At 69.4% G+C, this 26,420-nt stretch carries 25 protein-coding genes and 1 riboswitch; of the genes, 17 read left to right on the top strand and 8 right to left on the bottom strand.

What is annotated here, in order from left to right; genetic code table 11:
* Positions 1 to 89: 89 nt before the first annotated feature.
* From DEJ48_RS12905 to DEJ48_RS12915, 3 genes are all read left to right on the top strand, one after another.
* Complete coding sequence (locus DEJ48_RS12905) at positions 90 to 326, top strand: hypothetical protein (protein WP_150216262.1); 237 nt, start codon at positions 90 to 92, stop codon at positions 324 to 326.
* Positions 327 to 465: 139 nt separating this feature from the next.
* On the top strand, positions 466 to 1,056 hold the full coding sequence (locus DEJ48_RS12910) for an N-acetylmuramoyl-L-alanine amidase (RefSeq protein ID WP_150216263.1): 591 nt from the start codon (positions 466 to 468) through the stop codon (positions 1,054 to 1,056).
* A 10-nt stretch (positions 1,057 to 1,066) separates the two neighbouring features.
* Positions 1,067 to 1,990, top strand: a complete 924-nt coding sequence (locus DEJ48_RS12915; protein ID WP_150216264.1) for a 1-aminocyclopropane-1-carboxylate deaminase/D-cysteine desulfhydrase — start codon at positions 1,067 to 1,069, stop codon at positions 1,988 to 1,990.
* Positions 1,991 to 2,010: 20 nt separating this feature from the next.
* Here the strand turns inward: DEJ48_RS12915 and DEJ48_RS12920 are convergent, their stop codons facing one another.
* Positions 2,011 to 3,609 (bottom strand): Na+/H+ antiporter, encoded by a 1,599-nt coding sequence (locus DEJ48_RS12920; RefSeq protein WP_150216265.1) that lies wholly within the window; start codon positions 3,607 to 3,609, stop codon positions 2,011 to 2,013.
* A gap of 46 nt (positions 3,610 to 3,655) precedes the next feature.
* Here DEJ48_RS12920 and DEJ48_RS12925 point away from each other — a divergent pair, with 46 nt between their 5' ends.
* From DEJ48_RS12925 to DEJ48_RS12935, 3 genes are all read left to right on the top strand, one after another.
* A complete protein-coding gene (locus DEJ48_RS12925) occupies positions 3,656 to 3,916 on the top strand; it encodes a UBP-type zinc finger domain-containing protein (protein WP_150216266.1) in 261 nt (86 codons plus the stop codon).
* A gap of 247 nt (positions 3,917 to 4,163) precedes the next feature.
* Positions 4,164 to 4,577 (top strand): anti-sigma regulatory factor, encoded by a 414-nt coding sequence (locus DEJ48_RS12930; protein WP_030780840.1) that lies wholly within the window; start codon positions 4,164 to 4,166, stop codon positions 4,575 to 4,577.
* Complete coding sequence (locus DEJ48_RS12935) at positions 4,574 to 5,599, top strand: RNA polymerase sigma factor SigF (protein WP_150216267.1); 1,026 nt, start codon at positions 4,574 to 4,576, stop codon at positions 5,597 to 5,599. The genes DEJ48_RS12930 and DEJ48_RS12935 overlap by 4 nt, the downstream gene beginning before the upstream one ends.
* A 36-nt stretch (positions 5,600 to 5,635) precedes the next feature.
* Here the strand turns inward: DEJ48_RS12935 and DEJ48_RS12940 are convergent, their stop codons facing one another.
* Positions 5,636 to 6,094: a hypothetical protein gene (locus DEJ48_RS12940; protein WP_150216268.1), complete on the bottom strand. Its 459-nt coding sequence runs from the start codon at positions 6,092 to 6,094 to the stop codon at positions 5,636 to 5,638.
* 80 nt (positions 6,095 to 6,174) lie between these two features.
* Between DEJ48_RS12940 and DEJ48_RS12945 the strand changes: the two genes are divergently transcribed.
* Positions 6,175 to 7,143 carry a diacylglycerol/lipid kinase family protein gene (locus DEJ48_RS12945; protein WP_055563721.1) on the top strand — a complete coding sequence of 323 codons (969 nt, stop codon included), beginning with the start codon at positions 6,175 to 6,177 and terminating at the stop codon, positions 7,141 to 7,143.
* 316 nt (positions 7,144 to 7,459) lie between these two features.
* Positions 7,460 to 7,717 (top strand): WhiB family transcriptional regulator, encoded by a 258-nt coding sequence (locus tag DEJ48_RS12950; protein WP_016639615.1) that lies wholly within the window; start codon positions 7,460 to 7,462, stop codon positions 7,715 to 7,717.
* Between the two features lie 167 nt (positions 7,718 to 7,884).
* On the opposite strand, the gene DEJ48_RS12955 is transcribed toward DEJ48_RS12950, so the two are convergent.
* On the bottom strand, positions 7,885 to 9,351 hold the full coding sequence (locus tag DEJ48_RS12955; RefSeq protein WP_190537982.1) for a sensor histidine kinase: 1,467 nt from the start codon (positions 9,349 to 9,351) through the stop codon (positions 7,885 to 7,887).
* 313 nt (positions 9,352 to 9,664) lie between these two features.
* Positions 9,665 to 10,303 carry a TetR/AcrR family transcriptional regulator gene (locus tag DEJ48_RS12960; RefSeq protein ID WP_150216270.1) on the bottom strand — a complete coding sequence of 213 codons (639 nt, stop codon included), beginning with the start codon at positions 10,301 to 10,303 and terminating at the stop codon, positions 9,665 to 9,667.
* A 94-nt stretch (positions 10,304 to 10,397) separates the two neighbouring features.
* On the opposite strand from DEJ48_RS12960, the gene DEJ48_RS12965 reads away from it, so the two are divergent.
* Together DEJ48_RS12965 and nagB are read left to right on the top strand one after the other, a co-directional pair.
* Positions 10,398 to 11,162 carry an SDR family oxidoreductase gene (locus DEJ48_RS12965; RefSeq protein ID WP_150216271.1) on the top strand — a complete coding sequence of 255 codons (765 nt, stop codon included), beginning with the start codon at positions 10,398 to 10,400 and terminating at the stop codon, positions 11,160 to 11,162.
* A gap of 188 nt (positions 11,163 to 11,350) precedes the next feature.
* On the top strand, positions 11,351 to 12,136 hold the full coding sequence (nagB, locus tag DEJ48_RS12970) for a glucosamine-6-phosphate deaminase (protein WP_150216272.1): 786 nt from the start codon (positions 11,351 to 11,353) through the stop codon (positions 12,134 to 12,136).
* 76 nt (positions 12,137 to 12,212) lie between these two features.
* Here the strand turns inward: nagB and DEJ48_RS12975 are convergent, their stop codons facing one another.
* From DEJ48_RS12975 to DEJ48_RS12990, 4 genes are all read right to left on the bottom strand, one after another.
* Positions 12,213 to 13,718: a glycoside hydrolase family 3 protein gene (locus DEJ48_RS12975; protein WP_150216273.1), complete on the bottom strand. Its 1,506-nt coding sequence runs from the start codon at positions 13,716 to 13,718 to the stop codon at positions 12,213 to 12,215.
* Between the two features lie 8 nt (positions 13,719 to 13,726).
* Entirely contained in the window at positions 13,727 to 14,557 is an 831-nt protein-coding gene (locus tag DEJ48_RS12980) for a carbohydrate ABC transporter permease (RefSeq protein ID WP_150216274.1), read from the bottom strand.
* Positions 14,554 to 15,543 (bottom strand): carbohydrate ABC transporter permease, encoded by a 990-nt coding sequence (locus DEJ48_RS12985; protein WP_150216275.1) that lies wholly within the window; start codon positions 15,541 to 15,543, stop codon positions 14,554 to 14,556. Before DEJ48_RS12985 ends, DEJ48_RS12980 begins: the two co-directional genes overlap by 4 nt.
* A gap of 189 nt (positions 15,544 to 15,732) precedes the next feature.
* The gene (locus tag DEJ48_RS12990; protein ID WP_150216276.1) at positions 15,733 to 17,007 is read right to left on the bottom strand and encodes an extracellular solute-binding protein; all 1,275 of its coding nucleotides are present in this window, start codon (positions 17,005 to 17,007) and stop codon (positions 15,733 to 15,735) included.
* A 326-nt stretch (positions 17,008 to 17,333) separates the two neighbouring features.
* Between DEJ48_RS12990 and DEJ48_RS12995 the strand changes: the two genes are divergently transcribed.
* From DEJ48_RS12995 to DEJ48_RS13025, 7 genes are all read left to right on the top strand, one after another.
* Entirely contained in the window at positions 17,334 to 18,116 is a 783-nt protein-coding gene (locus DEJ48_RS12995; protein WP_202456271.1) for a GntR family transcriptional regulator, read from the top strand.
* A 115-nt stretch (positions 18,117 to 18,231) separates the two neighbouring features.
* The gene (locus DEJ48_RS13000) at positions 18,232 to 20,346 is read left to right on the top strand and encodes a carbon starvation CstA family protein (RefSeq protein ID WP_150216277.1); all 2,115 of its coding nucleotides are present in this window, start codon (positions 18,232 to 18,234) and stop codon (positions 20,344 to 20,346) included.
* 17 nt (positions 20,347 to 20,363) lie between these two features.
* The gene (locus DEJ48_RS13005; protein WP_150221151.1) at positions 20,364 to 20,540 is read left to right on the top strand and encodes a YbdD/YjiX family protein; all 177 of its coding nucleotides are present in this window, start codon (positions 20,364 to 20,366) and stop codon (positions 20,538 to 20,540) included.
* Between the two features lie 110 nt (positions 20,541 to 20,650).
* Positions 20,651 to 20,920 carry a DUF3311 domain-containing protein gene (locus DEJ48_RS13010; protein WP_190537368.1) on the top strand — a complete coding sequence of 90 codons (270 nt, stop codon included), beginning with the start codon at positions 20,651 to 20,653 and terminating at the stop codon, positions 20,918 to 20,920.
* Positions 20,917 to 22,563: a monocarboxylate uptake permease MctP gene (mctP, locus tag DEJ48_RS13015; protein WP_150216278.1), complete on the top strand. Its 1,647-nt coding sequence runs from the start codon at positions 20,917 to 20,919 to the stop codon at positions 22,561 to 22,563. The genes DEJ48_RS13010 and mctP overlap by 4 nt, the downstream gene beginning before the upstream one ends.
* Before the next feature lie 114 nt (positions 22,564 to 22,677).
* Positions 22,678 to 22,814, top strand: a riboswitch (cobalamin riboswitch).
* A 129-nt stretch (positions 22,815 to 22,943) separates the two neighbouring features.
* Positions 22,944 to 25,346, top strand: coding sequence for a ribonucleoside-diphosphate reductase subunit alpha (locus DEJ48_RS13020; protein ID WP_150216279.1), 2,403 nt, complete (start codon positions 22,944 to 22,946; stop codon positions 25,344 to 25,346).
* Entirely contained in the window at positions 25,346 to 26,368 is a 1,023-nt protein-coding gene (locus tag DEJ48_RS13025; protein ID WP_055563708.1) for a ribonucleotide-diphosphate reductase subunit beta, read from the top strand. The genes DEJ48_RS13020 and DEJ48_RS13025 overlap by 1 nt, the downstream gene beginning before the upstream one ends.
* Positions 26,369 to 26,420 lie beyond the last annotated feature (52 nt).

Below are 26,420 nucleotides of genomic sequence, written 5' to 3' on the forward strand. Positions count from 1 at the left end.
CGACCCCGGCGGGGACGGGGGAACCACAAGATCCGCGAAACCGTTGGACCCGATACCGCACCACCCGCACCGACCGGCAGGAGAGAGCGATGGCAGGCTTCCTGGATCGCGCGAAAGAGCAGGCCCAGCAGGCCCTCAACCAGGGCAAGCAGAAGATCGACGACGTCCAGGAGAAGCGCGCGGGCGACGCCCTCCTGAAGAAGCTCGGCGCGGCGTACTACGCGGAGCGCAGGGGCACCGGCTCCTCGCAGGACACGCAGCAGGCGCTGCAGGCCCTGGAGTCCCACATCGCGACCCACGGAGACGGTTTCCTGCACGCCAATTGACCGGATCGGCTCGCACGGTGTCCGAACAGGCCTCGGATCGGTTCCGAACAGCTGGTCCGGGCACCGGAACTCCGGTACAAGCAGGGCGTACGAGGCGGCCCGCGATCGGCGGCCGTCGCGCCTTGCAAAGGAGGCGGCCATGGCCTCACCCATGTCCGCGGGCCGGTTCCTCGACATCCTGCGAGACGAAGGCGTGACCGTCGTCGAAGTCGGCGACTGGGAACATCACAACCGCAACCACAAGGGCCCCTGGGGGCCCGTCCACGGGGTGGTCATCCACCACACCGTGACCTCCGGCAGCGAGCGCACGGTGGAGATCTGTCGCGACGGTTCCGCCTCGCTCCCCGGCCCGCTCTGCCACGGCGTCATCACCAAGGACGGCCGCGTCCACCTCGTCGGGTACGGCCGCGCCAACCACGCGGGCCTCGGCGACGACGACGTGCTCCGCGCGGTCATCGCCGAGAAGCGCCTGCCCCCGGACAACGAGGCGAACACCGACGGCAACCGCCACTTCTACGGCTTCGAGTGCGAGAACATGGGCGACGGCGAGGACCCGTGGCCCGAGGAGCAGCTGGAGGCCATCGAGAAGGTCTCCGCGGCGATCTGCCGCCACCACGGCTGGACGGAGCGTTCGGTCATCGGCCACCTGGAGTGGCAGCCCGGCAAGGTCGACCCGCGCGGCTTCACGATGGACTCGATGCGGGAGCGCATCGAGGAACGCCTCAAGTGACAATGGCGGGGTGCACCACACCCCGCCCGGCCCGCACCCCCGGCTGCCGTCGCCGCTGCAACGCGTGGAGGACGACCGCTTCGGACGCCACGGCGTGGAGCTCGCGCTCAAACGGGACGACCTGATCCACCCGGACCTGCCGGGCAACAAGTACCGCAAGCTCGTCCTGAACCTGCGGTCTGCCGCCGACACGGGCCACGACACCCTGCTCACGTTCGGCGGCGCCTACTCCAACCACCTGCGCGCCACCGCCGCGGCGGGCCGCCTCCTCGGCCTCGCCACGGTCGGCGTCGTCCGCGGCGACGAGCTCGCAGGGCGCCCGCTGAACCCGTCCCTGGCCCGCTGCGCGGCCGACGGGATGCGGCTGCACTTCGTGGACCGGTCGACGTACCGGAAGAAGGCGGAACCCGCGACGCTGGCCGCGCTCCTGCGCGAGACGGGCTGCCGGGACGCGTACGTGATCCCGGAGGGCGGCAGCAATCCCCTTGCCGTGCGGGGCTGCACGGCGCTCGGCGAGGAGCTGCGCGAGCACACCGACGTGGCGGCCGTGGCGTGCGGCACCGGCGGCACCCTGGCGGGTCTCGCCGCGGGGGTCGGACCCGACCGGCGGGCCCTCGGCATACCGGTCCTCAGAGGCGGCTTCCTGGGCGAGGACATAGCCGCCCTGCAACGGCGGACGTTCGGCGAACCGACCGCCAACTGGCGCCTGGACGAACGCTTCCACTGGGGCGGCTACGCCCGCACCCCGCCCGGACTCCTCGCCTTCGCCGAGGACTTCGAGCACCGGCACGGGGACGCGACCGGCCTCTCGGTGGAGCGCCTCTACGTCGCCAAGTTGCTGTACGCCCTGACCGTCCTCTCGGAAGAGGGCGCTTTCCGGCCCGGGACCCGCCTCACCGCGGTCATCACCGGCGCGCCCGAGCCCTCCGAGTAGGCGGGGCCGGCGGGCAGGCGTCAGTCCTCGATCTCCCGGTGCGCGGCCGCCTCTTCCAGGTCGAGCTTGCGCAGCAGCGTCCGCATCATCTCGTCGTCGATGCGCCGCTCGTCCCGCATCTTCACGAACACCTCGCGCTCCGCGGCGATCGCCTCCCGCGCGAGGCGCCGGTAGGTGTCGTCCGCCGACTCCCCCGTCACCGGGTTCGCCTGGCCGAGCCGCTCCCACACGGAGTTGCGGCGGCGCTCCAGAACGGTGCGCAGACGGTCCTGGAGGGGCCGTGGGAGGCTGTTGCGCTCGTCCCGCATGAGTTCCTCCACCCGGGCCTCCGCGGCCTGCGAGGCGGCGTTCTGCGCCTGCGCCTCCGCGAGCGTCTGCGCCTGCGCGTCCCTGCCCGGCAGTTTCAGGACGCGGATCAGCCACGGCAGCGAGAGTCCCTGCACGACGAGCGTTCCGATCACCGTGGTGAACGTCAGAAACAGGACAAGATTGCGCGCGGGGAACGGCTCGCCGTCGTCCGTCACGAGCGGGATCGAGAACGCGATGGCGAGCGAGACCACGCCCCGCATGCCGGCCCAGCTGACGATCAGCGGCCTGCGCCAGTCCATGTCGTCCTCGCGCTCCTTGATCCGCGCCGAGAGCCCGCGCGGCAGGTACGTCGCCGGATACGACCACACGAAGCGCGCCACCACGACGAAGACGAAGACCCCGACCGCGTACCAGACGGCCTGCCCCACGCTGTACTCGCCGAGCCCCTTCAGCACGACGGGCAGCTGCAAACCGATCAGCGCGAAGACCGCCGACTCCAGGATGAACGCGACGACCTTCCACACCGCGGCCTCCTGCAGCCGCGTCTCGAAGTCGACCTGCCAGGACCGGTGCCCCAGGTAGAGCGCGACGACGACCACGGCGAGCACTCCGGAGGCGTGCACCTGTTCCGCGGCGGCGTACGCCACGAAGGGGATGAGCAGCGACAGCGTGTTCTGCAGCATCGCCTCCTTGAGGTGGGTGCGCAGCCAGTGGATCGGCACCATGAGGAGCAGCCCGACGCCGACGCCGCCCACCGCGGCGACCAGGAACTCCTGGACACCGCCGACCCAGCTCATGCCCTCGCCGATCGCCGCCGCGACGGCCACCTTGTAGGCGGTGATCGCGGTCGCGTCGTTCACCAGGGACTCGCCCTGGAGGATCGTGGTGATCCTCGACGGGAGGCCCACCCTGCGCGCGATGGCCGTGGCGGCGACCGCGTCGGGGGGCGCGATCACGGCGCCGAGGACGAGCGCGGCGGTCAGCGGCAGGTCCGGGATGAGCAGATAAGCGAGCCATCCGACGGCGACCGTGGCGAACAGGACGTAACCGACCGAGAGGAGCGCGACGGGCCTGATGTTGGCCCGCAGGTCCAGGTAGGAGCTCTCCAGGGCGGCGGTGTGCAGCAGCGGGGGCAGGATCAGCGGCAGCACGATGTGCGGGTCGAGGTGGTAGTCGGGCACGCCCGGCAGGTACGAGGCGGCGAGCCCCACGGCGACCAGGAGCAGCGGCGCGGGCACCGGTGTCCTGCGCGCCGCCCCGGCCACCACCGCGCTCGCCGCGATCAATGCCACCAGTGGCAATGCGTCCATCGGCAGACCCCTCCGCCCTCCGCGTTCCCGTCGTAACCTGGCAATCATGAACGAGTGCCCGCACGTCGCAGCGCTGCCGCACCCCGAGCCCGCCCCGATGAGCGAGACGTGTCTCGAATGCCAGGCGGCCGGCAGCCATCCTGTCCAGTTGCGGCTGTGCCTGCAGTGCGGGCACGTGGGCTGCTGCGACTCCTCGCCCTTCCAGCACGCGACGGCGCACTTCAAGGAGACCTCACACCCTGTGATGAGGACCTTCGAGCCGGGGGAGAGCTGGCGCTGGTGCTTCGTGGACGGTTCGATCGTCTGACGTTTGGGTACGTCAACCCGGCGCCCGTTCTTTCCAATTGGGCCTGCGCGACCCCTAGCCACTGTCCGTACTCATAGGCTTACTATGAGTGACAGCATCAGGCCGGGGTCCCCGGGACACGGAGCTGGGGAGCGCGGTAGCGTCACCGCAGAACGACGTGGGGCGTTACCCGTGTGACGCAGCCCGGACCACCGCTCGACGGCGGTCCCGGAACCCCGAAAGTGCTTGTACCACCTTGGAGGTGAGGGTGTCCCAGATCGCAGGCGAGCCCGGGAATCAGGACTTCGTGGAGGTCCGCCTTCCGGCTGCGGGTGCCTACCTGTCGGTGCTGCGGACGGCCACGGCCGGTCTGGCAGCGCGCTTGGACTTCACGCTCGACGAGATCGAGGACCTCCGCATCGCGGTCGACGAGGCCTGCGCGATCCTGCTCCAGCAGGCCGTGCCCGGCTCGGTGCTCAGCTGCGTCTTCCGGCTCGTCGACGACTCGTTGGAGGTGACGGTCTCGGCGCCCACGACCGACGGCCGGGCCCCGGAGCGGGACACCTTCGCCTGGACGGTGCTGTCGGCCCTCGCGGGCCAGGTGGACTCGACCGTCGCCGAGGACAACACCGTCTCGATCAGCCTCTACAAGAAGCGCGGCGCGGGACCCGGGCCGGCGTGAGGGACGGGGACGGGCCGGTGCGGGACGAAGAGCGCGGCACACGAGGCCGGCCCGCCGGCGGCAGGGAGGGGTTGCGCCGTATGACCACCGGAATCCCCGAACAGCAGGCCAAACCGCACCCGGAGGAGCCGGACCAGTCGGGTCCGCTCAGGGTGGCCGATGTGTCGGAGCAGGCAGAGCCGACCGCCAGGGACGAGCTCGAGCAGCTCTCCGGCCGGGGCGGCGGGCGACGGGCGGGAAACATGAGCGAGCACGTTCGGCACGATCCGCAGGACCGCAGCGGCGCACGCGCGATGTTCATCGAGCTGCGCACCCTGGACGGCGGCAGTCGGGAGTACGCGGAGCTGCGCAACCAGCTGGTCCGCATGCACCTGCCGCTCGTCGAGCACCTGGCCCGCCGCTTCCGCAACCGCGGCGAGCCGCTGGACGACCTGACGCAGGTCGCCACGATCGGCCTGATCAAGTCCGTGGACCGCTTCGACCCGGAGCGCGGCGTGGAGTTCTCCACGTACGCGACTCCGACGGTCGTCGGCGAGATCAAGCGGCACTTCCGCGACAAGGGGTGGGCGGTCCGTGTCCCGCGGCGCCTTCAGGAGCTGCGTCTCGCGCTGACGACGGCGACGGCCGAGCTGTCCCAGCTGCACGGCCGCTCCCCCACGGTCCACGAGCTGGCCGAGAAGCTGGCCATCTCCGAGGAGGAGGTCCTGGAGGGCCTGGAGTCCGCGAACGCGTACTCGACGCTGTCCCTGGACGTCCCCGACACGGACGACGAGTCCCCGGCCGTCGCGGACACCCTGGGCGCCGAGGACGAGGCTCTGGAGGGTGTCGAGTACCGCGAGTCCCTCAAGCCGCTCCTGGAGGACCTGCCCCCGCGCGAGAAGCGCATCCTGCTGCTGCGCTTCTTCGGCAACATGACCCAGTCGCAGATCGCGCAGGAGGTCGGCATCTCCCAGATGCACGTCTCCCGTCTGCTCGCGCGCACGCTGGCGCAGCTGCGGGAGAAGCTCCTCGTCGAGGAGTGACCACTCTCCGTAGTCGCCGTCGATGACCCTGCGGCGTTACTTCTGATCCTGGACGTTGCCGGGGCCCTGGATGCCGAGGGCCTCGGTCGTCGCCGGATTGACCAGGAAGACCAGCGAGGCGACGGCGCAGAGCGCGAGCACGATGCCGGCCGGGATCGCCAGACTGTCGGCCTGCAGCATCTGCCAGGCCACCGGAAGCGCCATGACCTGCGTGATGATCGCGGGTCCGCGGCTCCACCGCCGCAGCTTCAGCAGGCCCCGCGCGGCGAGCAGCGGAAGCAGCGCGAGGACGATCAGCGTGACGCCGCCCGTCCAGGCCTGCTGCGTGTCGTCGGACGATCCGGAGATGCCCAGCGCGAGCATGTAGACGCCCCCGGCGAGGAGGGCGAGCCCCTCCAGTGCGACCAGGGCAGCGGCGGCGGTCACCCGCGCGGGTCGCTGGCCCGGCTCGGGCGACGCCGGGGCTTCGGGGGTGCTTTTCCGCTGATTACTCACCCCTGCAGGGTAGCTCCGGGTGCGTCGGCCCCGGCACCTCGGTCTAGGCCGTGTAAAGAGCGCTAGGTAGTCTGCTTCGCATGCGTGCACTTCTCGTGGTCAACCCGGCGGCAACCACCACCAGTGCGCGTACGCGTGATGTGCTGGTCCACGCGCTGGCGAGCGAGATGAAGCTCGACGCGGTCACCACCGAGTACCGCGGGCACGCCAGGGACCTCGGCCGGCAGGCCGCGGAGAGCAAGGACATCGAGCTGGTCGTCGCCCTCGGCGGCGACGGCACCGTCAACGAGGTCGTCAACGGTCTGCTGCACCACGGCCCCGATCCGGACCGCCTGCCCCGCCTTGCCGTCGTGCCCGGCGGCTCCACCAACGTCTTCGCGCGCGCCCTCGGGCTGCCCAACGACGCCGTGGAGGCCACCGGCGCCCTTCTGGACGCCTTGCGCGAGGGCAGTGAGCGCACGGTGGGTCTCGGGATCGCGGGCGGCACACCGGGCACCGAGGACGAGGCGGTGCCCTCGCGCTGGTTCACGTTCTGCGCGGGGCTCGGCTTCGACGGCGGCGTGGTGGGCAGGGTCGAACAGCAGCGCGAGCTCGGCCGGCGCTCGACCCATGCGCTCTACGTGCGTCAGGTGCTGCGCCAGTTCATCGACGAGCCCCACCGCAGGCACGGGATGATCACGCTGGAGCGGCCCGGCGAGGACCCGGTGACGGACCTGGTGATGTCGATAGTCTGCAACACCTCTCCGTACTCCTACCTGGGCAATCGCCCTCTGTACGCATCCCCGCAGGCGTCCTTCGACACGGCTTTGGACGTACTGGGTCTGAAGAAGCTCTCCACGGCCGCAGTGGCCCGGTACGGCACTCAGCTTCTGACGTCGACGCCGGAGCGGGGACCGCACGGTAAGCACGCGGTTACGCTCCACGACCTCACAGACTTCACCTTGCATTCAAAGGTTCCTCTGCCCCTTCAGATGGACGGTGACCACTTGGGGCTCCGGACGAGCGTGACGTTCACAGGCGTACGCCGTGCACTGCGTGTGATTGTGTGAGTAGAAGGGCCTAAAGTCCTTTCACTCGAACGTTTAAACCAGGGTCCACCCCATGGAAGTACGGCTGTGACCCAGCCGACACTGAGGAATCAAAAAAAACTTTCCTGAAGGGGTTGTATCCGCCGCCGAGGTTTGCGAATCTCTACATGGCGATCGGGACGGCCCGCAACATCGGCCCCACAGAGAGCCAGAACCCCTCCTCCACCACAGGTCCACACCAGGCAACTGGGCGTCGGCCCTTCCCGTGCGGGGGGATTCGTGAAAGCGTTCACATTCACAAGCAACCTGCATGTAATACCAAGGAGAGGTAGCAGCCATGGACTGGCGTCACAACGCCGTTTGCCGCGAGGAAGACCCCGAGCTCTTCTTCCCCATCGGCAACACCGGTCCTGCGCTGCTGCAGATCGAGGAAGCCAAGGCCGTCTGCCGCCGCTGCCCCGTCATGGAGCAGTGCCTGCAGTGGGCGCTCGAGTCCGGCCAGGACTCCGGCGTCTGGGGTGGCCTCAGCGAGGACGAGCGCCGCGCAATGAAGCGCCGCGCCGCTCGCAACCGTGCACGCCAGGCCAGCGCCTGACGCCCACACCCCCCACGAGCCTGAGCTTGGCGGCGCGTACAGCGCGTACGCAACTCCCGCCCCCGAGCCGCAGCCGCGCAGTACCCCCGATGCGCAACGCAACGTGAGCAGTGAGCCCCGGACCCATGGGTCCGGGGCTCACTGCTTTTGCGCGCTGCCTGTACCCGCTACTTGTCGCCGCGGACCGGGATGTCCAGGAGCACCTGGGTGCCGCGCTCCGGCGCCCGGACCATGTCGAACGTGCCGCCCAGCTCCCCCTCGACCAGGGTGCGGACGATCTGCAGACCGAGATTTCCGGAGCGGTGCGGGTCGAAGTCCTCGGGCAGACCGACCCCGTCGTCCTGGACGGTGATGAGCAGCCGCGCGTCCTTGGTGGTGCCGCCGCGCACCGCCGACACCTCGACCGTGCCGGTGTCCCCCTCGCGGAAGCCGTGCTCCAGCGCGTTCTGCAGGATCTCCGTGAGCACCATCGACAGCGGCGTCGCGACCTCCGCGTCGAGGATTCCGAAGCGGCCGGTGCGCCGGCCCGTGACCTTGCCGGGCGAGATCTCGGCGACCATCGCGAGCACCCGGTCGGCGATCTCGTCGAACTCCACGCGCTCGTCGAGGTTCTGGGAGAGCGTCTCGTGGACGATGGCGATGGAACCCACGCGCCGTACGGCCTCTTCGAGCGCCTCGCGGCCCTTGGCCGAGTCGATGCGGCGGGCCTGAAGCCGCAGCAGCGCGGCGACCGTCTGGAGGTTGTTCTTCACCCGGTGGTGGATCTCCCGGATGGTCGCGTCCTTGGTGATCAACTCCCGCTCCCGGCGGCGGAGTTCGGTCACGTCGCGGAGGAGGACCAGCGAACCGATGCGCGGCCCCTTGGGCTTGAGCGGGATCGCGCGCAGCTGGATCACGCCGTCGCCGCCCTCGATCTCGAACTCGCGCGGCGCCCAGCCGCTGGCGACCTTGGCGAGCGCCTCGTCCACCGGACCGCGGGACGGGGCGAGTTCCGCCGTCGCCGTGCCCAGGTGGTGGCCGACGAGGTCGGAGGCCAGACCGAGGCGGTGGTACGCGGAGAGGGCGTTCGGCGACGCGTACTGCACCACGCCGTCGGCGTCGAGCCGCAGCAGACCGTCCCCCACGCGCGGGGAGGCGTCCATGTCGACCTGCTGCCCCGGGAACGGGAACGACCCCGCCGCGATCATCTGCGCGAGGTCGGACGCCGACTGGAGGTAGGTCAGCTCGAGCCGGGACGGCGTGCGGACCGTCAGCAGGTTGGTGTTGCGGGCGATGACGCCGAGGACGCGCCCCTCCCTGCGTACGGGGATGGACTCGACGCGCACCGGCACCTCTTCGCGCCACTCCGGGTCGCCCTCGCGCACGATGCGCCCCTCGTCCAGGGCGGCGTCCAGGAGGGGCCGGCGGCCGCGTGGGACGAGGTGGCCGACCATGTCGTCCTGGTAGGAGGTGGGCCCGGTGTTGGGCCGCATCTGCGCCACGGACACATAGCGGGTGCCGTCGAGCGTGGGGACCCAGAGGACCAGATCGGCGAAGGAGAGGTCGGAGAGCAGTTGCCACTCCGAGACCAGCAGGTGCAGCCACTCGAGATCGGAGTCACCGAGAGCGGTGTGCTGGCGTACGAGGTCGTTCATGGAGGGCACGTGTGGAGCGTACCTTTCGCGTCCGGCGGCTCCCGTCGAGCCGCGGCGCCAGGGCGGGACCCTCAGCCCGCCCACGGCACCGCAGCCCTTCAGGTGCATCGGCCGCCAGAATGTGCGGTACTGAACAGCCGATCTTGAGGATCCGACACGGTCAGGGCAGAGAGTGCCGGTTCCTCGATCCGCTCTCCTGTGCGGGGAGGGCGGAGGCTTTACCCACGCATTGTGGACTAGACCATTCTCCTATGTCTATGCGTCGGCAGATGTTTGTTGTTGTCTCTTTCTCCGACAATCGGAGCCGACTTTCTCACATCGTCGGAGCCGACGCCGGGGCTTCACCGGAGGCGGACCGGGCCCGCGGCCACGCCGCCATGGCGAGATCGGCCACCGCCTCCAGATCTTCCCTGGTGGCGCCGTCCCTGGCCTGTTGCGACATCCCCTGGAAGACCGCCGCCGTATAACGCGCGAGGGCCCGGGGGTCGGTGCGGTCGGGCAGCTCCCCGGCGGCGACGGATGCGCGGATGCGGGACTCGATCTCCGTCACGTTCGCGTTCCGGCGCTCCCGCAGGGCCTTTTCCACCTCCGGCGTCGTGCAGTTGGTGGCCGCGGTGATGACGAGGCAGCCGCGGGGGTGGCCGGGGTCGGTGAACTCGGCCGCGGCCTCGTGCAGCATCCGCGACACCGCGGCGCGCGCGGTCGGCTCCTCGTCGAAGGCGCGTGTGCCGAAGGCTCCGTGCGTCGCCCCGTACCGCACCACGACTTCGTCGAAGAGAGTGCGCTTGTCGCCGAAGGCCGCGTAGAGACTCGGGGCGCCGATGCCCATGACCCGGGTGAGGTCGGAGACGGACGTCCCCTCGTACCCGTTCTCCCAGAACGTGCGGATCGCCTGCTCCAGGGCCGTCTCGCGGTCGAAGGAGCGGGGGCGTCCGCGCTGTTTCGTCGCCATGGAGTGAATTGTATAGCGGGCACTAGAAAAAGGGGACGGGTGTGGGGTAGCGTTCTTTCTGTAGCGACCACTAGAGAAAGAGGGGGCGCCCGTCATGGGTGTGCACACGAACACGAGCCGGCTTGTGGGGAAGACCGCGCTGGTCACGGGCGGCAGCCGGGGCATCGGGCGGGGCATCGCCGAGCGCCTGGGCCGTGACGGGGCGCGGGTCGCCGTGCACTACGGCAGCAATGAGGTGGCCGCGAAGGAGACGGTGGCGGCGATCGAGGCGGCGGGCGGCTCCGCCTTCGCGTTCGGCGCCGAGCTGGGGGTGCCGGGCGACGCCGAGGCACTCTGGGCCGAGTTCGACCGGCACGCGGACGGCCTGGACATCCTGGTGAACAATGCCGGCATCGGGCTGTACAGCCATGTGGGAGAGGTCCAGGAAGAGGACTACGACCGCGTGTTCGCGGTGAACACGAAGGCGCTGTTCTTCGTGGTCCAGAAGGGGCTCGACCGGCTGCGCGACGGCGGCCGGATCATCAACATCTCGTCGGGCGTCACGCGCATCGCGTTCCCGGTCACGGTGGCGTACTCGATGACGAAGGGCGCGGTGAACGTACTGACGCACACGCTGGCGCAGGAGCTCGGCCCCCGCGGAATCACGGTGAACGCGGTCGCGCCAGGCATCATCCGGACCGAGATGATGGACGGGATCCCCGAGACCCAGCGCGCGGAGATGGCGGGGTATTCGACCTTCGACCGGATAGGCCAGCCCGCCGACGTGGCGGACATCGTCTCCTTCGTGGCCTCGGAGGACGCACGGTGGATCACCGGTCAGTACATCGACGCGACGGGAGGTTCGGCGCTGGGCGTGTGACCGGGCGTTCCCGGCCCTCGGGCACGGTTCGACGGGCGGAGGCGGGGCGGAGAGTCGAGCATGTATCGAAGAGCGGCGGAATCGACTGTTCTGGCTGTGCAGCACTGCTGTTTCGGCAGCGCAGCTCTGCTAGATTGGTCTATACCACCAGTACTTTTCGAGCCCCTCTCCAGATCGGCAGGCCCAGCGTGGAAGTTGTCATCGTCCCGGACGCCACGGCAGGCGGCGAGCTCATCGCGGAGGCCATGGCCGCCCTGGTGCGTCGTAAGCCTGACGCCCTGCTCGGTGTCGCCACCGGCTCCACTCCCCTGCCCATCTACGAAGCCCTGGCGGCCAAGGTCGCGGCCGGTTCCGTGGATGCCTCGCGGGCCCGCATCTGCCAGCTCGACGAGTACGTGGGGCTGCCCGCCGGGCACCCCGAGTCGTACCGCTCCGTGGTCCTGCGCGAGGTCGTCGAGCCGCTCGGACTGAGCGAGACCTCCTTCATGGGCCCCGACGGCAGCGCCGAGGACGTGCAGGCGGCGTGCGTGGCGTACGACAAGGCGCTCGCCGAGGCCGGCGGTGTCGACCTCCAGCTGCTCGGCATCGGCACGGACGGGCACATCGGGTTCAACGAGCCGTGCTCGTCGCTCGCGTCCCGTACGCGCATCAAGACGCTGACGGAGCAGACGCGGGTGGACAACGCGCGCTTCTTCGACGGGGACATCGAGCAGGTCCCGCACCACGTCATCACCCAGGGGATCGGGACGATCCTGGAGGCGCGGCACCTGGTGCTGCTCGCCACGGGTGAGGGCAAGGCGGACGCCGTGGCCGCGACGGTGGAGGGGCCTGTCGCCTCGGTCGTGCCCGCCTCCGCGCTGCAGCTGCACCCGCACGCCACGGTCGTCGTGGACGAGGCCGCAGCCTCCAAGCTGAAGCTGGCGGACTACTTCCGGCACACGTACGCGAACAAGCCGGAGTGGCAGGGCCTGTAGGAACAGCGGATACGCGAGAGGGGCGCCCCCGGTGGGGGCGCCCCTTTCGTGTGTCGCGCGGTCGTGCGGCGGGTGGTCAGCCCCCGACGATGACCTCGGCCGCCGCCTCGCCGCACACGCGGGCGGCGCCGCGCGTCGCGATGTGGAGGGCGCCGATCGGGGCGGACTGGGGGACGCCCATCTCGACGACGACCGTGTCGGGCCGGGCCGCGACGAGGGTCTGGAGGGCGTCGGCCATCCAGGCGTGGCGGTGTGCGTCGCGGACGACGGCCACGATGCGGCGCGTGCCCGCCGCCGCGAGGGCCTGGCTGCCCGAGCCTTCGCCGGAGTACGTGGCGGACTCGGTGCCGGGGAAGCGGCGCTCCAGCTCGGCGGTGACGCCCCAGGGGGTCTCGTTGCCGACGGCGATGTTGGGGAGCGGGGAGAACGTGGCGACGTAGGGGGCCTCGGTGACCGGGGCCGTGTACGTCTCGCCGCGGGTGACCGTCAGCGCGCGGCGGGCCCCGATCAGGCCGATGCCGGTGTCGGGCGCGCCCCCCGAACGCTCGGCCGCGCCCGACACCTTCGACGCCGCGGCCCAGCCCGCGAGGGCCCGGACGCGGTCGGCCGCGTCGGCGAGCCGCTCCTCGGGCAGCTCACCCGAGCGCACGGCGGCGACGAACGCGTCCCGCAGCCGCAGCACGGTCCCCTCGTCCGAGGGGCCGCCGCCCGTGCAGATCGCGTCGGCTCCGGCGGCGATGGCGAGGACACAGCCGCGCTCGAAGCCGTACGTGCCGGCGATGGCCTGCATGTCCATGCCGTCGGTGACGATGAGGCCCTCGTAGCCGAACTCCTCGCGGAGCAGCCCGGTCAGGATGCGGCGGGAGAGCGTGCCGGGGTTGTCCGGGTCCAGGGCCGGGGCCAGGACGTGGGCGCTCATCACGGCCCGCGTGCCGGCGGCGAGGGCCGCGCGGAACGGCGCGAGGTCACGGGAGTTCAGGACGTCCCGGTCGACGTCGATGACCGGCACGGAGTGGTGCGAGTCGATCGCCGTGTCGCCGTGCCCCGGGAAGTGCTTGGCGGAGGTGGCGACGCCCGACGACTGCATGCCCTCGACGTAGGCGGCGGTGTGCCGGGCCACGAGGTCGGGGTCCGAGCCGAAGGAGCGTACGCCGATGACGGGGTTGTCGGGGTTGGCGTTGACGTCGGCCGACGGCGCCCAGTTGAAGTTGATGCCGCAGGCGGCGAGGCGGCGGCCGAGGTCGGCGGCGACCGCGCGGGTCAGCGCGGTGTCGTCGACGGCGCCGAGCGCGTGGTTGCCCGGGTAGGAGGAGCCGGTGCGGACCTCCAGGCGGGTGACGTCGCCGCTCTCCTCGTCGATGGCGATCAGGAGGTCGTCGCGTTCGGCGCGCAGCTGTGCGGTGAGCGCGGTGACCTGCTCCGCGGTCTGCACGTTGCGGCCGAACAGGCTGACGGAGGCTAGGCCCTCGTCGATCCGGTGGCGTACCCAGTCCGGCACGGTGGTGGTGCCGTCGAAGCCGGGCTGGAGGACGGCGAGGGCGTTGCGGGTGAGAGTGTCACCGGCGTGCGTGAGTGTCGTCATGTGCGGAGTTATCCCTTCACTGCGCCGTCGGTCAGGCCGCTCACGGCCCTGCGCTGCAGGAAGACGAAGAGGATGAGGATCGGGATGGCGAAGAGGGAGGCGGCGGCCATGGTGGCGCCCCAGTCGTCGCCGAAGGCGGTCTGGAAGCTGGACAGCCAGATCGGGAGGGTCTTGGCGTCCGCTTCCTTGTTGAGCACGAGGGCCAGCGGGAACTCGTTCCAGGCGGTGATGAAGCCGAAGAGCGAGGTCGACATCAGGCCCGGCGCGAGCAGCGGCAGGATCACCCGGCGGAAGGCCTGCATACGGGTGCAGCCGTCGACCATGGCGGACTCCTCCAGCTCCTTGGGCACGGCGGCGACGAAGCCGCGGAGCGTGAGGAGGGTGAAGGGCAGGATCATCACCATGTAGAAGAGGGTCAGCGGGATCAGGCTGTTCAGCATGTCCGCGTCGCGCACGATGATGTAGATCGCGATGACCATGACTTCCCAGGGCGCCATCTGCGCCAGCATGAAGCCGATGATGAAGCCGCGCCGGCCCTTGAACCGCATGCGGGCGAGGGCGAACGCCGCGGTCACGCCGATGATGAGCGAGAAGACCACCGCGAGGACCGTGACGGTGACGGAGTTGCCGACCATCGTCCAGAAGTGGTCGGCGTCGATCGCCTTCTTGAAGTGTTCGAGGGTGGCGTCGGTCGGGAACCAGACCGGGTCCTCGGCGATGATGTCGCCGGTCGGCTTGAAGGCCGTCGCGAACATCCAGTACACGGGGAAGACGCAGAAGACAAAGATGACGACGGCGACCAGGTTGGGCCACAGCCGGCCCATCAGCGAGCGCTTCACAGCTCGTCCTCCTCTTGCTTGAGCACGATCCGCAGGTAGAACGAGGTGATGGCGAGCAGGATGACGATGGTGAGCAGCGCGATCGCGGCACCCATGCCGAAGTGCTGGTTGCCCATGCCCTCGATGTAGGCGTAGACGGGAAGGATCTCGGTGAGCCGGTCGGGGCCGCCCTCGTTGATCGTGAAGACCTGCACGAACGCCTTGAAGACCCAGATGATCTCCAGGAACGTCGTGGCGTAGAGGAAGGGCCGCAGGTACGGGAGCGTCACCTGGGTGAACTGCTTCCAGGCACCGGCGCCGTCCAGGGCCGCGGCCTCGTACAGCTCCTTGGGAATGGTGGTCGTGGCGGCGTACAGGTTGATCGCCACGAAGGGGATGGACATCCAGACGATCAGCAGCAGGACGACGAAGAACGTCGAGTACTGCGTGGCGAGCCAGTCGTGGTCGGCCATCGACTCGAAGCCGACCTTGGCGAGCACCCAGTTGATGACGCCGAAGCGCTGCGCGAACAGCCACTGGTAGACCGTGCTCGCCGCGACGACGGGCATGGCCCAGGCGAGCACGAGGCCGAGCAGGAGGAACGTGCGCATCCGTCGGCCGAGGCGCGCGAGCAGCAGTCCCACCAGCGTGCCGAGGATCATGATCAGCACGACGTTGACGGCGGTGAAGGCGACCGAGCGGCCGGTGACCCGCCAGAAGTCCTCGCCGGTGAGGACTTCCTTGTAGTTGTCGAATCCGTTCCACTCCGTGAGGTGCAGAATGAACTGCCTCATGTTGAGGTTCTGGAACGACAGCATCCCGTTGTTGACCAACGGCCAGCCGAGCAGCAGCAGGGTGGCGATGATCGCGGGGGCCAGGAGCAGATAGGGCGTCAGGCCGGCGAGACGTTTTGAGGATGTCTTGGGGCCGTCCGACAGTGGACCGCCGTCCGGTGTCTGCACCTCCGTCGGGCCGGAGGGCGGCCGTTCGGTCTTCTGCACGGTCATGCTCGCCATCTCTTTCGTGGGCAACGCGAAGCGCTCTGGGCAGCGCGGAGAGCGCCTGGGTCGGCGCGGAGAACGCCGGGGTCAGCGCGGAGAGCGCCGGGATCGGCGCGGAGAACGCGGAGAACTCATGGGTACGCCGGGGGCAGCGGGGTCAACGTCACCCGCCGCCCCCGGCAAGAGGACGCGTCTTTACTGCTTCTGCGCCAGGCGCTTGTTGAGCTCGCCCTCGACCTGCTTCGCGGCCGCCTCGGGAGACTTACCGTTGAGCACCGCGGTCATGTAGTTCTTGATCGGGTTCGGCGGGTTCTCCACCGCGCCCCACTCCGGGATCAGCGGGGTGATGCCGCCGCCGGGCGTGGCGGGCGTCATGGCCTTGGCGGCCGGGTTGCCCGCGAGAGAGGACTCGAGGGACTGCTTGTTCGGGATCACGCCGCCTTCCTTGGCGAACTGGCCCTCGAACTTGTCGGACAGCGCGATCTTCAGGAACTCCTTGGCGAGCTCCTGCTTCTTGCTGGTCGCGGCGATGGCGAGGTTGGAGCCGCCGAGGAAGACACCCTCGGGCTTGTCCGCCGTGGCGCCGGGGATCGTGAAGTAGCCGATGTCCTTCTCGATCTTCTTGTCGGTCTTGATGGCCAGCGCGGCTTCCCACGGCATGGCGATCATCGCGCCGGTCTTGCCCTTGCCGAAGACCTCGCCCTGCTGCGGCGTGGCCTCGTCCTTGTTCTTGGGGGCCTTGGAGAGCTTCTGGAACTCCTGGTACGTCTTCATGGCCTTGGCGACCTTCGGGTCGCCCAGGTTGGAGACGTACTTGTCGCCGTCCTTCTTCACCAGCTCGGCGCCCTCACCGATGGTCAGGCCGACGAAGTGGTACCAGAACTGGCCGGGCATGTAGAGCGGCTCGGCGTCGGTCTTGGCGCCGATCTGCTTCAGGTCCTTGAGGAACTCGTCGCGCGTCTTGGGGGTGTCCTTGATGCCGGCGTCGGCCCAGATCTTCTTGTTGTAGATCACGACGCGGTTGAGGACGAACCACGGGGCGGCGTACTGCTTGCCGTCGATGACCGAGGCCTTGTTCATCGACTCGGTCCAGTCCGCGCCGATGGACTCCTTGAGGTCGCCGAGCTCGGCGAGGCCGCCGGTCTTGGCGTACGCGGCGGTCTGGGTGTTGCCGATCTCGAAGACGTCCGGCGGGTTCTCCTCGGAGAGGGCCGTGGTCAGCTTCTGCTGGATACCGTTCCACTGCTGGACTTCGAACTTCAGCTTCGCGCCGGTCTTCTTCTCGAAGGCGGCCGTGACGTCCTTCTGCCACTTGTCGGGCGTCGAACCGTCCATCGCCCAGAGCGTCAGGGTCTCGCCCTTGAAGCTGTCGGCTCCCCCGGCCTTCTTGTCGTCGTCGTCACTGCCGCAGGCCGCGACCGAGACCAACATGCCCGCGACACCGATGGCCGCTATGAGCTTGCGCTTCACGTTCACCCTCCTCAAGGGATGCCAGTCAACCCCCCACCCGCAGCGACCAAATGGACCGAGATCTGCCCGTGGGACTGGAACCTGGTCTTTAATGGTGTAGACCAGTACGGGGAGCTTGGCCTAGACCTTTAGGGGTGTCAAGGGTGTATAAGAAGGGCTGTCGCGTCCGTTATCGGACCGACACCTGAGCCGGCGGAGTCTTCCCACAAGCTCTCGACTTCGCTCGACCAGGGGGCGCCCCCATGGCCCGGTACGTGCCACGATGTGAGCCGCGACAGACGGAGGAGCCGGTGACGGCAGCAGCACAGGAGCCGGGAAGGTCGATCATGGGCAGTGAGGCGGGCAGTACCGCGGGCGAGATCGACGTGTCCCCGGAGGGCCCGAGCGTCGGGCGCACCGCGCGCGTGCCCAAGTATTACCGCCTGAAGCGGCATTTGCTGGACATCACCGAAACTCTGCCCCCGGGCACCCCGGTCCCCCCGGAGCGCACCCTCGCCGCCGAGTTCGACACCTCCCGCACCACCGTGCGCCAGGCCCTCCAGGAACTGGTCGTCGAGGGCCGTCTGGAGCGCATCCAGGGCAAGGGCACGTTCGTCGCGAAGCCCAAGGTGTCGCAGGCGCTGCAACTCACCTCGTACACGGAGGACATGCGCGCCCAGGGCCTGGAGCCCACCTCGCAGCTCCTCGACATCGGGTACATCACCGCCGACGACCGGCTCGCCGACCTGCTCGACATCACCGCGGGCGGCCGCGTGCTCCGCATCGAGCGGCTCCGGCTCGCCAACGGCGAGGCGATGGCCATCGAGACCACGCACCTGTCGGCCAAGCGCTTCCCCGCGCTGCGCCGCTCCCTGGTGAAGTACACCTCGCTCTACACCGCGCTCGCCGAGGTGTACGACGTGCATCTCGCGGAGGCCGAGGAGACCATCGAGACCTCCCTGGCGACCCCGCGCGAGGCGGGCCTGCTCGGCACCGACGTGGGCCTGCCGATGCTGCTCCTGTCCCGCCACTCGCTGGACGGCGACGGCCAGCCGGTCGAGTGGGTGCGCTCGGTCTACCGCGGCGACCGCTACAAGTTCGTCGCGCGCCTCAAGCGACCCACGGACTGACACCCGTCCGAGGTCTGGCGCGGGCCACCGCGCTGCTCTACGTTCCTCCCGTCACCGCACGACGCAGCTCATCGCACGATGAACCTCATCGCATGGTGAACGGGAGGACGACCCGGTGCGCAGAGCGAACCCCCGATCCATCGTCATCTGGTCCCTCGTCGCGCTGGTCGGCGCCGCGGGCTGGACCGTCCTGGCCCTCGCGCGCGACGAGGAGGTGTCGGCCGCCTGGATGGTGGCGGCGGCCCTCGGCTCGTACGCCGTCGCGTACCGCTTCTACTCCAGGTTCATCGCGTACAAGGTCCTGAAGGTCGACAAGAAGCGGGCCACCCCGGCCGAGCGGCTCGACAACGGCATCGACTTCCACCCGACCGACCGCCGGGTGCTGCTCGGCCACCACTTCGCGGCGATCGCGGGGGCGGGGCCGCTGGTGGGGCCGGTGCTCGCGGCCCAGATGGGGTACCTGCCCGGCACCATCTGGATCATCGCCGGCGTGATCTTCGCGGGCGCCGTGCAGGACATGGTCGTGCTGTTCTTCTCGACGCGGCGCGACGGCAAGTCGCTCGGGCAGATGGCGCGCGAGGAGATCGGCCCGGTCGGCGGGGCCGCGGCCCTGCTCGCCACCTTCGCCATCATGATCATCCTGCTCGGGGTGCTCGCGCTGGTCGTCGTCAACGCGCTCGCCGAGTCGCCGTGGGGCACCTTCTCCATCGCGATGACCGTCCCGATCGCCCTCCTGATGGGCTTCTACCTGCGGGTACTGCGACCGGGGCGGGTCAGCGAGGTCTCACTGATCGGCATCGCGCTGCTGCTGCTCGCGCTGGTCGGCGGGCGCTGGGTCGCCGAGTCGTCCCTCGCGGACACCTTCACGCTGGCGCCGTCGACGCTGGTCATCTGGCTGGTGGCGTACGGGTTCATCGCCTCGATCCTGCCGGTGTGGATGCTGCTCGCGCCCCGCGACTACCTCTCCACCTTCATGAAGATCGGCACGATCGTGCTGCTCGCCCTCGGCGTCGTCGTCACGCTTCCGACGCTGAAGATGGACCCGGTGACCGACTTCGCCTCGCGCGGCGACGGTCCCGTCTTCGCGGGCTCGCTCTTCCCCTTCGTCTTCATCACCATCGCCTGCGGAGCCCTCTCCGGCTTCCACGCGCTGATCTCCTCGGGCACGACGCCGAAGATGATCCAGAAGGAGACGCAGGTCCGGATGATCGGCTACGGCTCCATGCTGATGGAGTCGTCGGTCGCCGTGATGGCGCTCGTCGCGGCGTCGATCATCGACCCCGGCCTGTACTTCGCGATGAACGCACCGGCGGGAGTCGTCGGCGACACCGTCCAGGAGGCGTCGAAGGCCGTCGCCGGCTTCGGCTACTCGATCTCGCCGGCCGACCTGGCGCAGGCCGCGAAGAACGTCGAGGAGTCCTCGCTGCTCTCGCGCACCGGCGGCGCGCCCACGCTCGCGGTCGGCGTCTCGGAGATCTTCTCGAAGGTCACCGGCGGCTCGATGCGGGCCTTCTGGTACCACTTCGCGATCATGTTCGAGGCGCTGTTCATCCTGACCGCGCTCGACGCGGGCACGCGCGTGGGCCGCTTCATGCTCCAGGACATGCTCGGGAACCTCTACAAGCCCTTCCGGCGGATGAGTTGGAAGCCTGGGCTCGTGTTCACGAGCGCCGTCGTCACGGGTCTGTGGGGCTACTTCCTGTGGGTCGGCGTGCACGAGCCGCTCGGCGGGATCAACCAGCTCTTCCCGATCTTCGGCATCGCCAACCAGCTCCTCGCCGCCGTCGCCCTCGCCGTCTGCACCACGCTGCTCGTGAAGTCCGGACGGCTCAAGTGGGCCTGGATCACGGGGGTTCCGCTCGTCTGGGACGCGACGGTGACGCTCACCGCGAGCTGGCAGAAGGTGTTCTCCAGCGACCCGCGCGTCGGCTTCTTCCAGCAGCGCGCGAACTACCGGGACGCCATCGACGAGGGAAGGATCCTGCCGCCCGCCAAGACGATGGACGACATGCACACCGTCGTCACCAACTCCACGGTGGACGGCGTCCTTTCGGCGGCGCTCGCGCTGCTCATCGTCGTCGTCATCCTGGACGCGGCCCGGGTGTGCATCAAGCACGTCCGCGACCCCGCGGCCTCGCGGCTGAGCGAAGCACCGTACGTGGAGTCGAAGTTGACCGCTCCGGCCGGGCTCATCGCGACCCGGGAGGAGAGGCGGGAGGTGGCGCAGTGACGTGGCTGCTGCGCGGCATGCGCTGGATGCGGTGGTACGTACGGGAACTGACCGACGAGTCGGCGTACGAGCGGTATGTGGCCCACGTACGGAAGGAGCATCCGGCGGCAACCGTCCCCAGCCGCCGCGCGTTTGAACGCATGCGGACGGAACGGGAGGAGGCGGACCCGCGCCAGGGGTTCCGCTGCTGCTGAGCAGGTAACTTGCCTCGTCCGTTATCCGGACAGGGGTTCCATACAGCGAGACTGTGGCTTAGATTTCCCGCACGTTAAGCATGGGATAAGTGAGGGAACGGAGCCGCGATATGTCAGATGCGCCTGAAGTGAACAGACCGGTGGTGACGCCGGTCCGTGTGGTCATCGCAGCCTGCCTTGTCGCGCCCTTCGTGGCAATGCTCTGGGTGGGGTCGTACGCGAAGATCGACCCGACCTTCATCGGCATCCCGTTCTTCTACTGGTACCAAATGCTCTGGGTGCTCGTCTCCACGGCGCTCACGATGATCGCGTACAAGCTGTGGCAGCGTGACCAGCGCGCCCGCAAGGCCGAGCAGGCCCATGGGGGTGCCGGAAAGTGACCACACTCGCATCGGGCGGCGTCAACGGCGTCGCGCTCGGCGTCTTCATCTTCTTCTTCCTCGCCGTCACCGTCATGGGCTTCCTCGCGGCCCGCTGGCGCAAGGCCGAGAACGAGCAGAGCCTCGACGAATGGGGGCTCGGCGGCCGCTCGTTCGGCACCTGGGTCACCTGGTTCCTGCTCGGCGGCGACCTGTACACCGCCTACACGTTCGTGGCCGTCCCCGCGGCGATCTACGCGGCGGGCGCGGCCGGCTTCTTCGCCGTGCCGTACACGATCCTCGTCTACCCGCTGATCTTCACCTTCCTGCCGCGCCTGTGGTCGGTCTCGCACAAGCACGGCTATGTGACCACCTCGGACTTCGTGCGCGGACGCTTCGGCTCCAAGGGGCTGTCGCTGGCGGTCGCCGTCACCGGCATCCTCGCCACGATGCCGTACATCGCGCTCCAACTGGTCGGCATCCAGGCGGTCCTCGACGTCATGGGGATCGGCGGCGGCCCGGACACCAACTGGTTCATCAAGGACCTGCCGCTCCTGATCGCCTTCGCGGTGCTCGCCGCGTACACCTACTCGTCGGGGCTGCGCGCGCCCGCGCTGATCGCGTTCGTGAAGGACGGTCTGATCTACCTCGTCATCGCCGTCGCGATCATCTACATCCCGATCAAGCTCGGCGGATTCGACGAGATCTTCTCGGCGGCGAACGAGAAGTTCTCCGCGGCGAACGAGGCGGCGGGCAAGCCCGTCGCCGGCCTCGCACCCGGCGAGGCCGGGCAGTGGACCTACGCCACGCTCGCGCTCGGCTCCGCCCTCGCGCTGTTCATGTACCCGCACTCGATCACGGCGACGCTCTCCTCCAAGAGCCGCAACGTGATCCGCCGCAACACCACGATCCTGCCCCTCTACTCGCTGATGCTGGGGCTGCTCGCGCTGCTCGGCTTCATGGCGATCGCGGCCGGGGTCAAGGTCGAGAACGGCCAGCTGGCCATCCCCCAGCTGTTCGAGGACATGTTCCCCGACTGGTTCACCGGCGTCGCCTTCGCCGCCATCGGCATCGGCGCGCTCGTGCCCGCGGCGATCATGTCGATCGCGGCCGCGAACCTCTTCACGAGGAACATCTACAAGGACTTCATCAAGCCGGACGCGACACCCGCGCAGGAGACCAGGATCTCCAAGCTGGTCTCGCTCCTGGTGAAGGTGGGTGCGCTCGCGTTCGTCCTGACCATGGACAAGACGGTCGCGATCAACTTCCAGCTCCTCGGCGGCATCTGGATCCTGCAGACGATGCCCGCCCTGGTCGGCGGCCTGTTCACGCGGTGGTTCCACCGCTGGGCGCTGCTCGCGGGCTGGGCGGTCGGCATGGTCTACGGAACGGTCGCCGCGTACGGCGTCGCGTCGCCGACGCAGAAGCACTTCGGCGGCTCGTCCGACGAGATCCCCGGCATCGGCGAGATCGGCTACATCGGCCTCACCGCGTTCGTCCTGAACGTCGTCGTGACCGTGGTCATGACCTTCGTCCTGAAGGCGCTGAAGGCCCCCGAGGGCATCGACGAGACGTCTCCGGAGGACTACACGGCGGACGCCGGCGACCCCGGTGTCATCGAGGAACTGCCGCCGGCCACGGCGGGGGCGCCGGGCGGGCACTGACCCTTCCCTGCGTACGACGAGCGGGCCGCCGGAGGAATCCGGCGGCCCGTTCTCGTACTCCCCGACGCGAGAGACGACGCGAGAGACACAAGATATGGGGCTGCCACTCAGAGCCAGCACTAGATGTATGCTCGTGCTCGCTGTCGCCGCAGGGGAATCCGGTGCAAGTCCGGAACTGTCCCGCAACGGTAGACGTGTACGCATTTGTCGTGCGCGGAGTCCGAAGACCTGCCGGCAGTGCACCCGTGCCGTCCGGCCCGGGTGCCGACCGTCCGGGCCTCGTGGAATGGGCCGGTGGACGCGGTACGCCGCCCTGCCCGGGTGCGCCCGTGTGTGCCATCCCCTCCCCAGGCCCAGAGCCGAGCGAGGGAGAGCTCCACGTGACCATCGCGCCTGCCGAACCTGCGACAGCGCCGTCACCGCCGACCGCCGAGAGCACCGCGGGCACCGACGCGCCGGGGATCGCGCTGCTGCGCACCCTGACCGACCTCACCGCCGATCTCCCCGACGCCGACCCCGGCCGGGTCGCCGCCGCCGCGCTGCGCGGCCGTTCGGCCCGGGCCGACGAGGCGGAGCTGCGGGAGCTCGCCACCGAGGCGGCCGCGGGGCTCATCTCGGAGGACCCGGAGTACTCCCGGCTCGCCGCCCGGCTGCTCACCCTCTCCATCGCCGCCGAGGCCGCCTCGCAGGGCGTGCGCTCCTTCACCGAGTCGATCGCCGTCGGCCACCGCGAAGGCCTGATCGCCGACCGCACCGCCGACTTCGTGGGCGCCCACGCGGCCCGCCTCGACGCGCTCGTGGACGCCGCGCTCGCCGACGGCGCCGACTTCCGCTTCGGCTACTTCGGCCTGCGCACCCTGCACAGCCGCTACCTGCTGCGCCACCCGATCACGCGCCGGGTCATCGAGACCCCGCAGCACTTCATGCTGCGGGTGGCTTCCGGCCTGGCGGAGGACGGAAGCGCCCGCGCGCTCGACGAGGTCGCCGCGCTGTACGGCCTGATGAGCCGCCTGGACTACCTGCCGTCCTCGCCGACCCTCTTCAACTCGGGCACCCGCCACCCGCAGATGTCGTCCTGCTACCTCCTCGACTCCCCGCAGGACGAGCTCGACTCCATCTACGACCGCTACCACCAGGTCGCACGGCTCTCCAAGCACGCGGGCGGCATCGGACTCTCGTACTCCCGCATCCGCTCCCGCGGCTCGCTGATCCGCGGCACGAACGGGCACTCCAACGGCATCGTGCCGTTCCTGAAGACGCTGGACGCCTCGGTCGCCGCCGTGAACCAGGGCGGCCGCCGCAAGGGCGCGGCCGCGGTCTACCTGGAGACCTGGCACTCCGACATCGAGGAGTTCCTGGAGCTGCGCGACAACACCGGTGAGGACGCGCGCCGCACGCACAACCTGAACCTGGCGCACTGGATCCCCGACGAGTTCATGCGCCGGGTCGCCGCCGACCAGGAATGGTCGCTGTTCTCGCCCTCCGACGTGCCCGAGCTCGTCGACCTGTGGGGCGAGGAGTTCGACGCCGCCTACCGCGAGGCCGAGGCCGCGGGGCTCGCGAAGAAGAAGATGTCGGCCCGGGACCTGTACGGCCGCATGATGCGCACCCTCGCGCAGACCGGCAACGGCTGGATGACCTTCAAGGACGCCGCCAACCGCACCGCCAACCAGACGGCGGAGCGCGGCCACACCGTCCACTCCTCCAACCTCTGCACGGAGATCCTGGAGGTGACGGACGACGGGGAGACCGCCGTCTGCAACCTCGGCTCGGTGAACCTCGGCGCGTTCGTCGAGAACGGCGACATCGACTGGGAGCGCCTGGACGAGACCGTGCGCACGGCCGTCACCTTCCTCGACCGCGTCGTCGACATCAACTTCTACCCGACCGAGCAGGCCGGGCGCTCCAACGCCAAGTGGCGCCCGGTGGGCCTCGGCGCGATGGGCCTGCAGGACGTCTTCTTCCAGCTCAAGCTGGCCTTCGACTCCCCCGAGGCGCGCGCCCTCTCCACGCGCATCGCCGAGCGCATCATGCTCGCGTCGTACGAGGCCTCCGCCGACCTCGCCGAGCGCCACGGACCGCTCCCGGCCTGGGAGAAGACCCGTACCGCGCGTGGTGTGCTGCACCCCGACCACTACGGCGTCGAGCTGACGTGGCCGGAGCGCTGGGCGGCGCTGCGGGAGCGCATCGCCGCGACCGGCATGCGCAACTCGCTGTTGCTCGCCATCGCGCCGACCGCGACCATCGCCTCCATCGCCGGTGTGTACGAGTGCATCGAGCCGCAGGTCTCCAACCTGTTCAAGCGCGAGACGCTGTCCGGCGAGTTCCTCCAGGTCAACGCCTACCTGGTGGACGAGCTGAAGCGGCTCGGTCTGTGGGACGCCAAGACCCGTGAGGCGCTGCGCGAGGCCAACGGCTCGGTGCAGGATCTCGCCTGGGTGCCCGCGGACGTCCGCGCGCTGTACCGCACCGCGTGGGAGATCCCGCAGCGCGGCCTGATCGACATGGCCGCCGACCGCACCCCGTTCCTCGACCAGGCGCAGTCGCTGAACCTGTTCCTGGAGACGCCGACCATCGGCAAGCTCTCCTCGATGTACGCGTACGCCTGGCAGCGCGGCCTGAAGACCACGTACTACCTGCGCTCCCGTCCCGCGACGCGCATCGCCCGCGCCGCCGGCGGCTCGAACGCCGCGGCCACCGCTCCCGTCCCCGCCCAGGTCACGGCCGAAGACGCCGTCGCCTGCTCCCTGGAAAACCCCGAGTCCTGCGAGGCCTGCCAGTAATGTCCAGCACCACCAACTCCGAGAAGAACCTGCTCGACCCGGGCTTCGAACTGACCCTGCGTCCCATGCGCTACCCGGACTTCTACGAGCGCTACCGGGACGCCATCAAGAACACCTGGACCGTCGAGGAGGTCGACCTCCACTCCGACGTCGCCGACCTCGCCAAGCTCAGCCCCGGCGAGCAGCACATGATCGGCCGCCTCGTCGCGTTCTTCGCGACCGGCGACTCGATCGTCTCGAACAACCTCGTGCTCACCCTGTACAAGCACATCAACTCCCCCGAGGCGCGGCTGTATCTGAGCCGTCAGCTCTTCGAGGAGGCCGTGCACGTCCAGTTCTATCTGACGCTGCTCGACACCTACCTGCCCGACCCGGAGGACCGCGCGGCGGCCTTCGACGCGGTCGAGGAGATCCCCTCGATCCGTGAGAAGGCCGAGTTCTGCTTCAAGTGGATGGACTCGGTCGAGAAGCTGGAGCGCCTGGAGACGCAGGCCGACCGCCGCCGCTTCCTGCTCAACCTCATCTGCTTCGCCGCGTGCATCGAGGGCCTGTTCTTCTACGGTGCCTTCGCGTACGTCTACTGGTTCCGCAGCCGCGGCCTGCTGCACGGCCTGGCGACCGGCACGAACTGGGTGTTCCGCGACGAGACGATGCACATGAGCTTCGCCTTCGACGTGGTCGACACGGTCCGCAAGGAGGAGCCGGAGCTCTTCGACGACGCGCTTCAGCAGCAGGTCACGGACATGCTGAAGGAGGCCGTCGAGGCCGAGCTGCAGTTCGCCCGCGACCTGTGCGGCGACGGCCTGCCCGGCATGAACACCGACTCGATGCGCGAGTACCTGCAGTGCGTCGCCGACCAGCGCCTGCAGCGCCTGGGCTTCGCCCCGGTGTACGGCTCCGAGAACCCCTTCTCCTTCATGGAGCTCCAGGGCGTCCAGGAGCTGACCAACTTCTTCGAGCGGCGGCCCTCGGCCTACCAGGTCGCCGTCGAGGGTTCGGTCTCGTTCGACGACGAGTTCTAGACGCGCCCCGGTGTGCCCGCCGCCGTCCCGCGGGACGGCGGCGGGCACACCG

This window comes from Streptomyces venezuelae (assembly GCF_008642315.1).
Taxonomy (GTDB): Bacteria; Actinomycetota; Actinomycetes; order Streptomycetales; family Streptomycetaceae; genus Streptomyces; species Streptomyces venezuelae_D.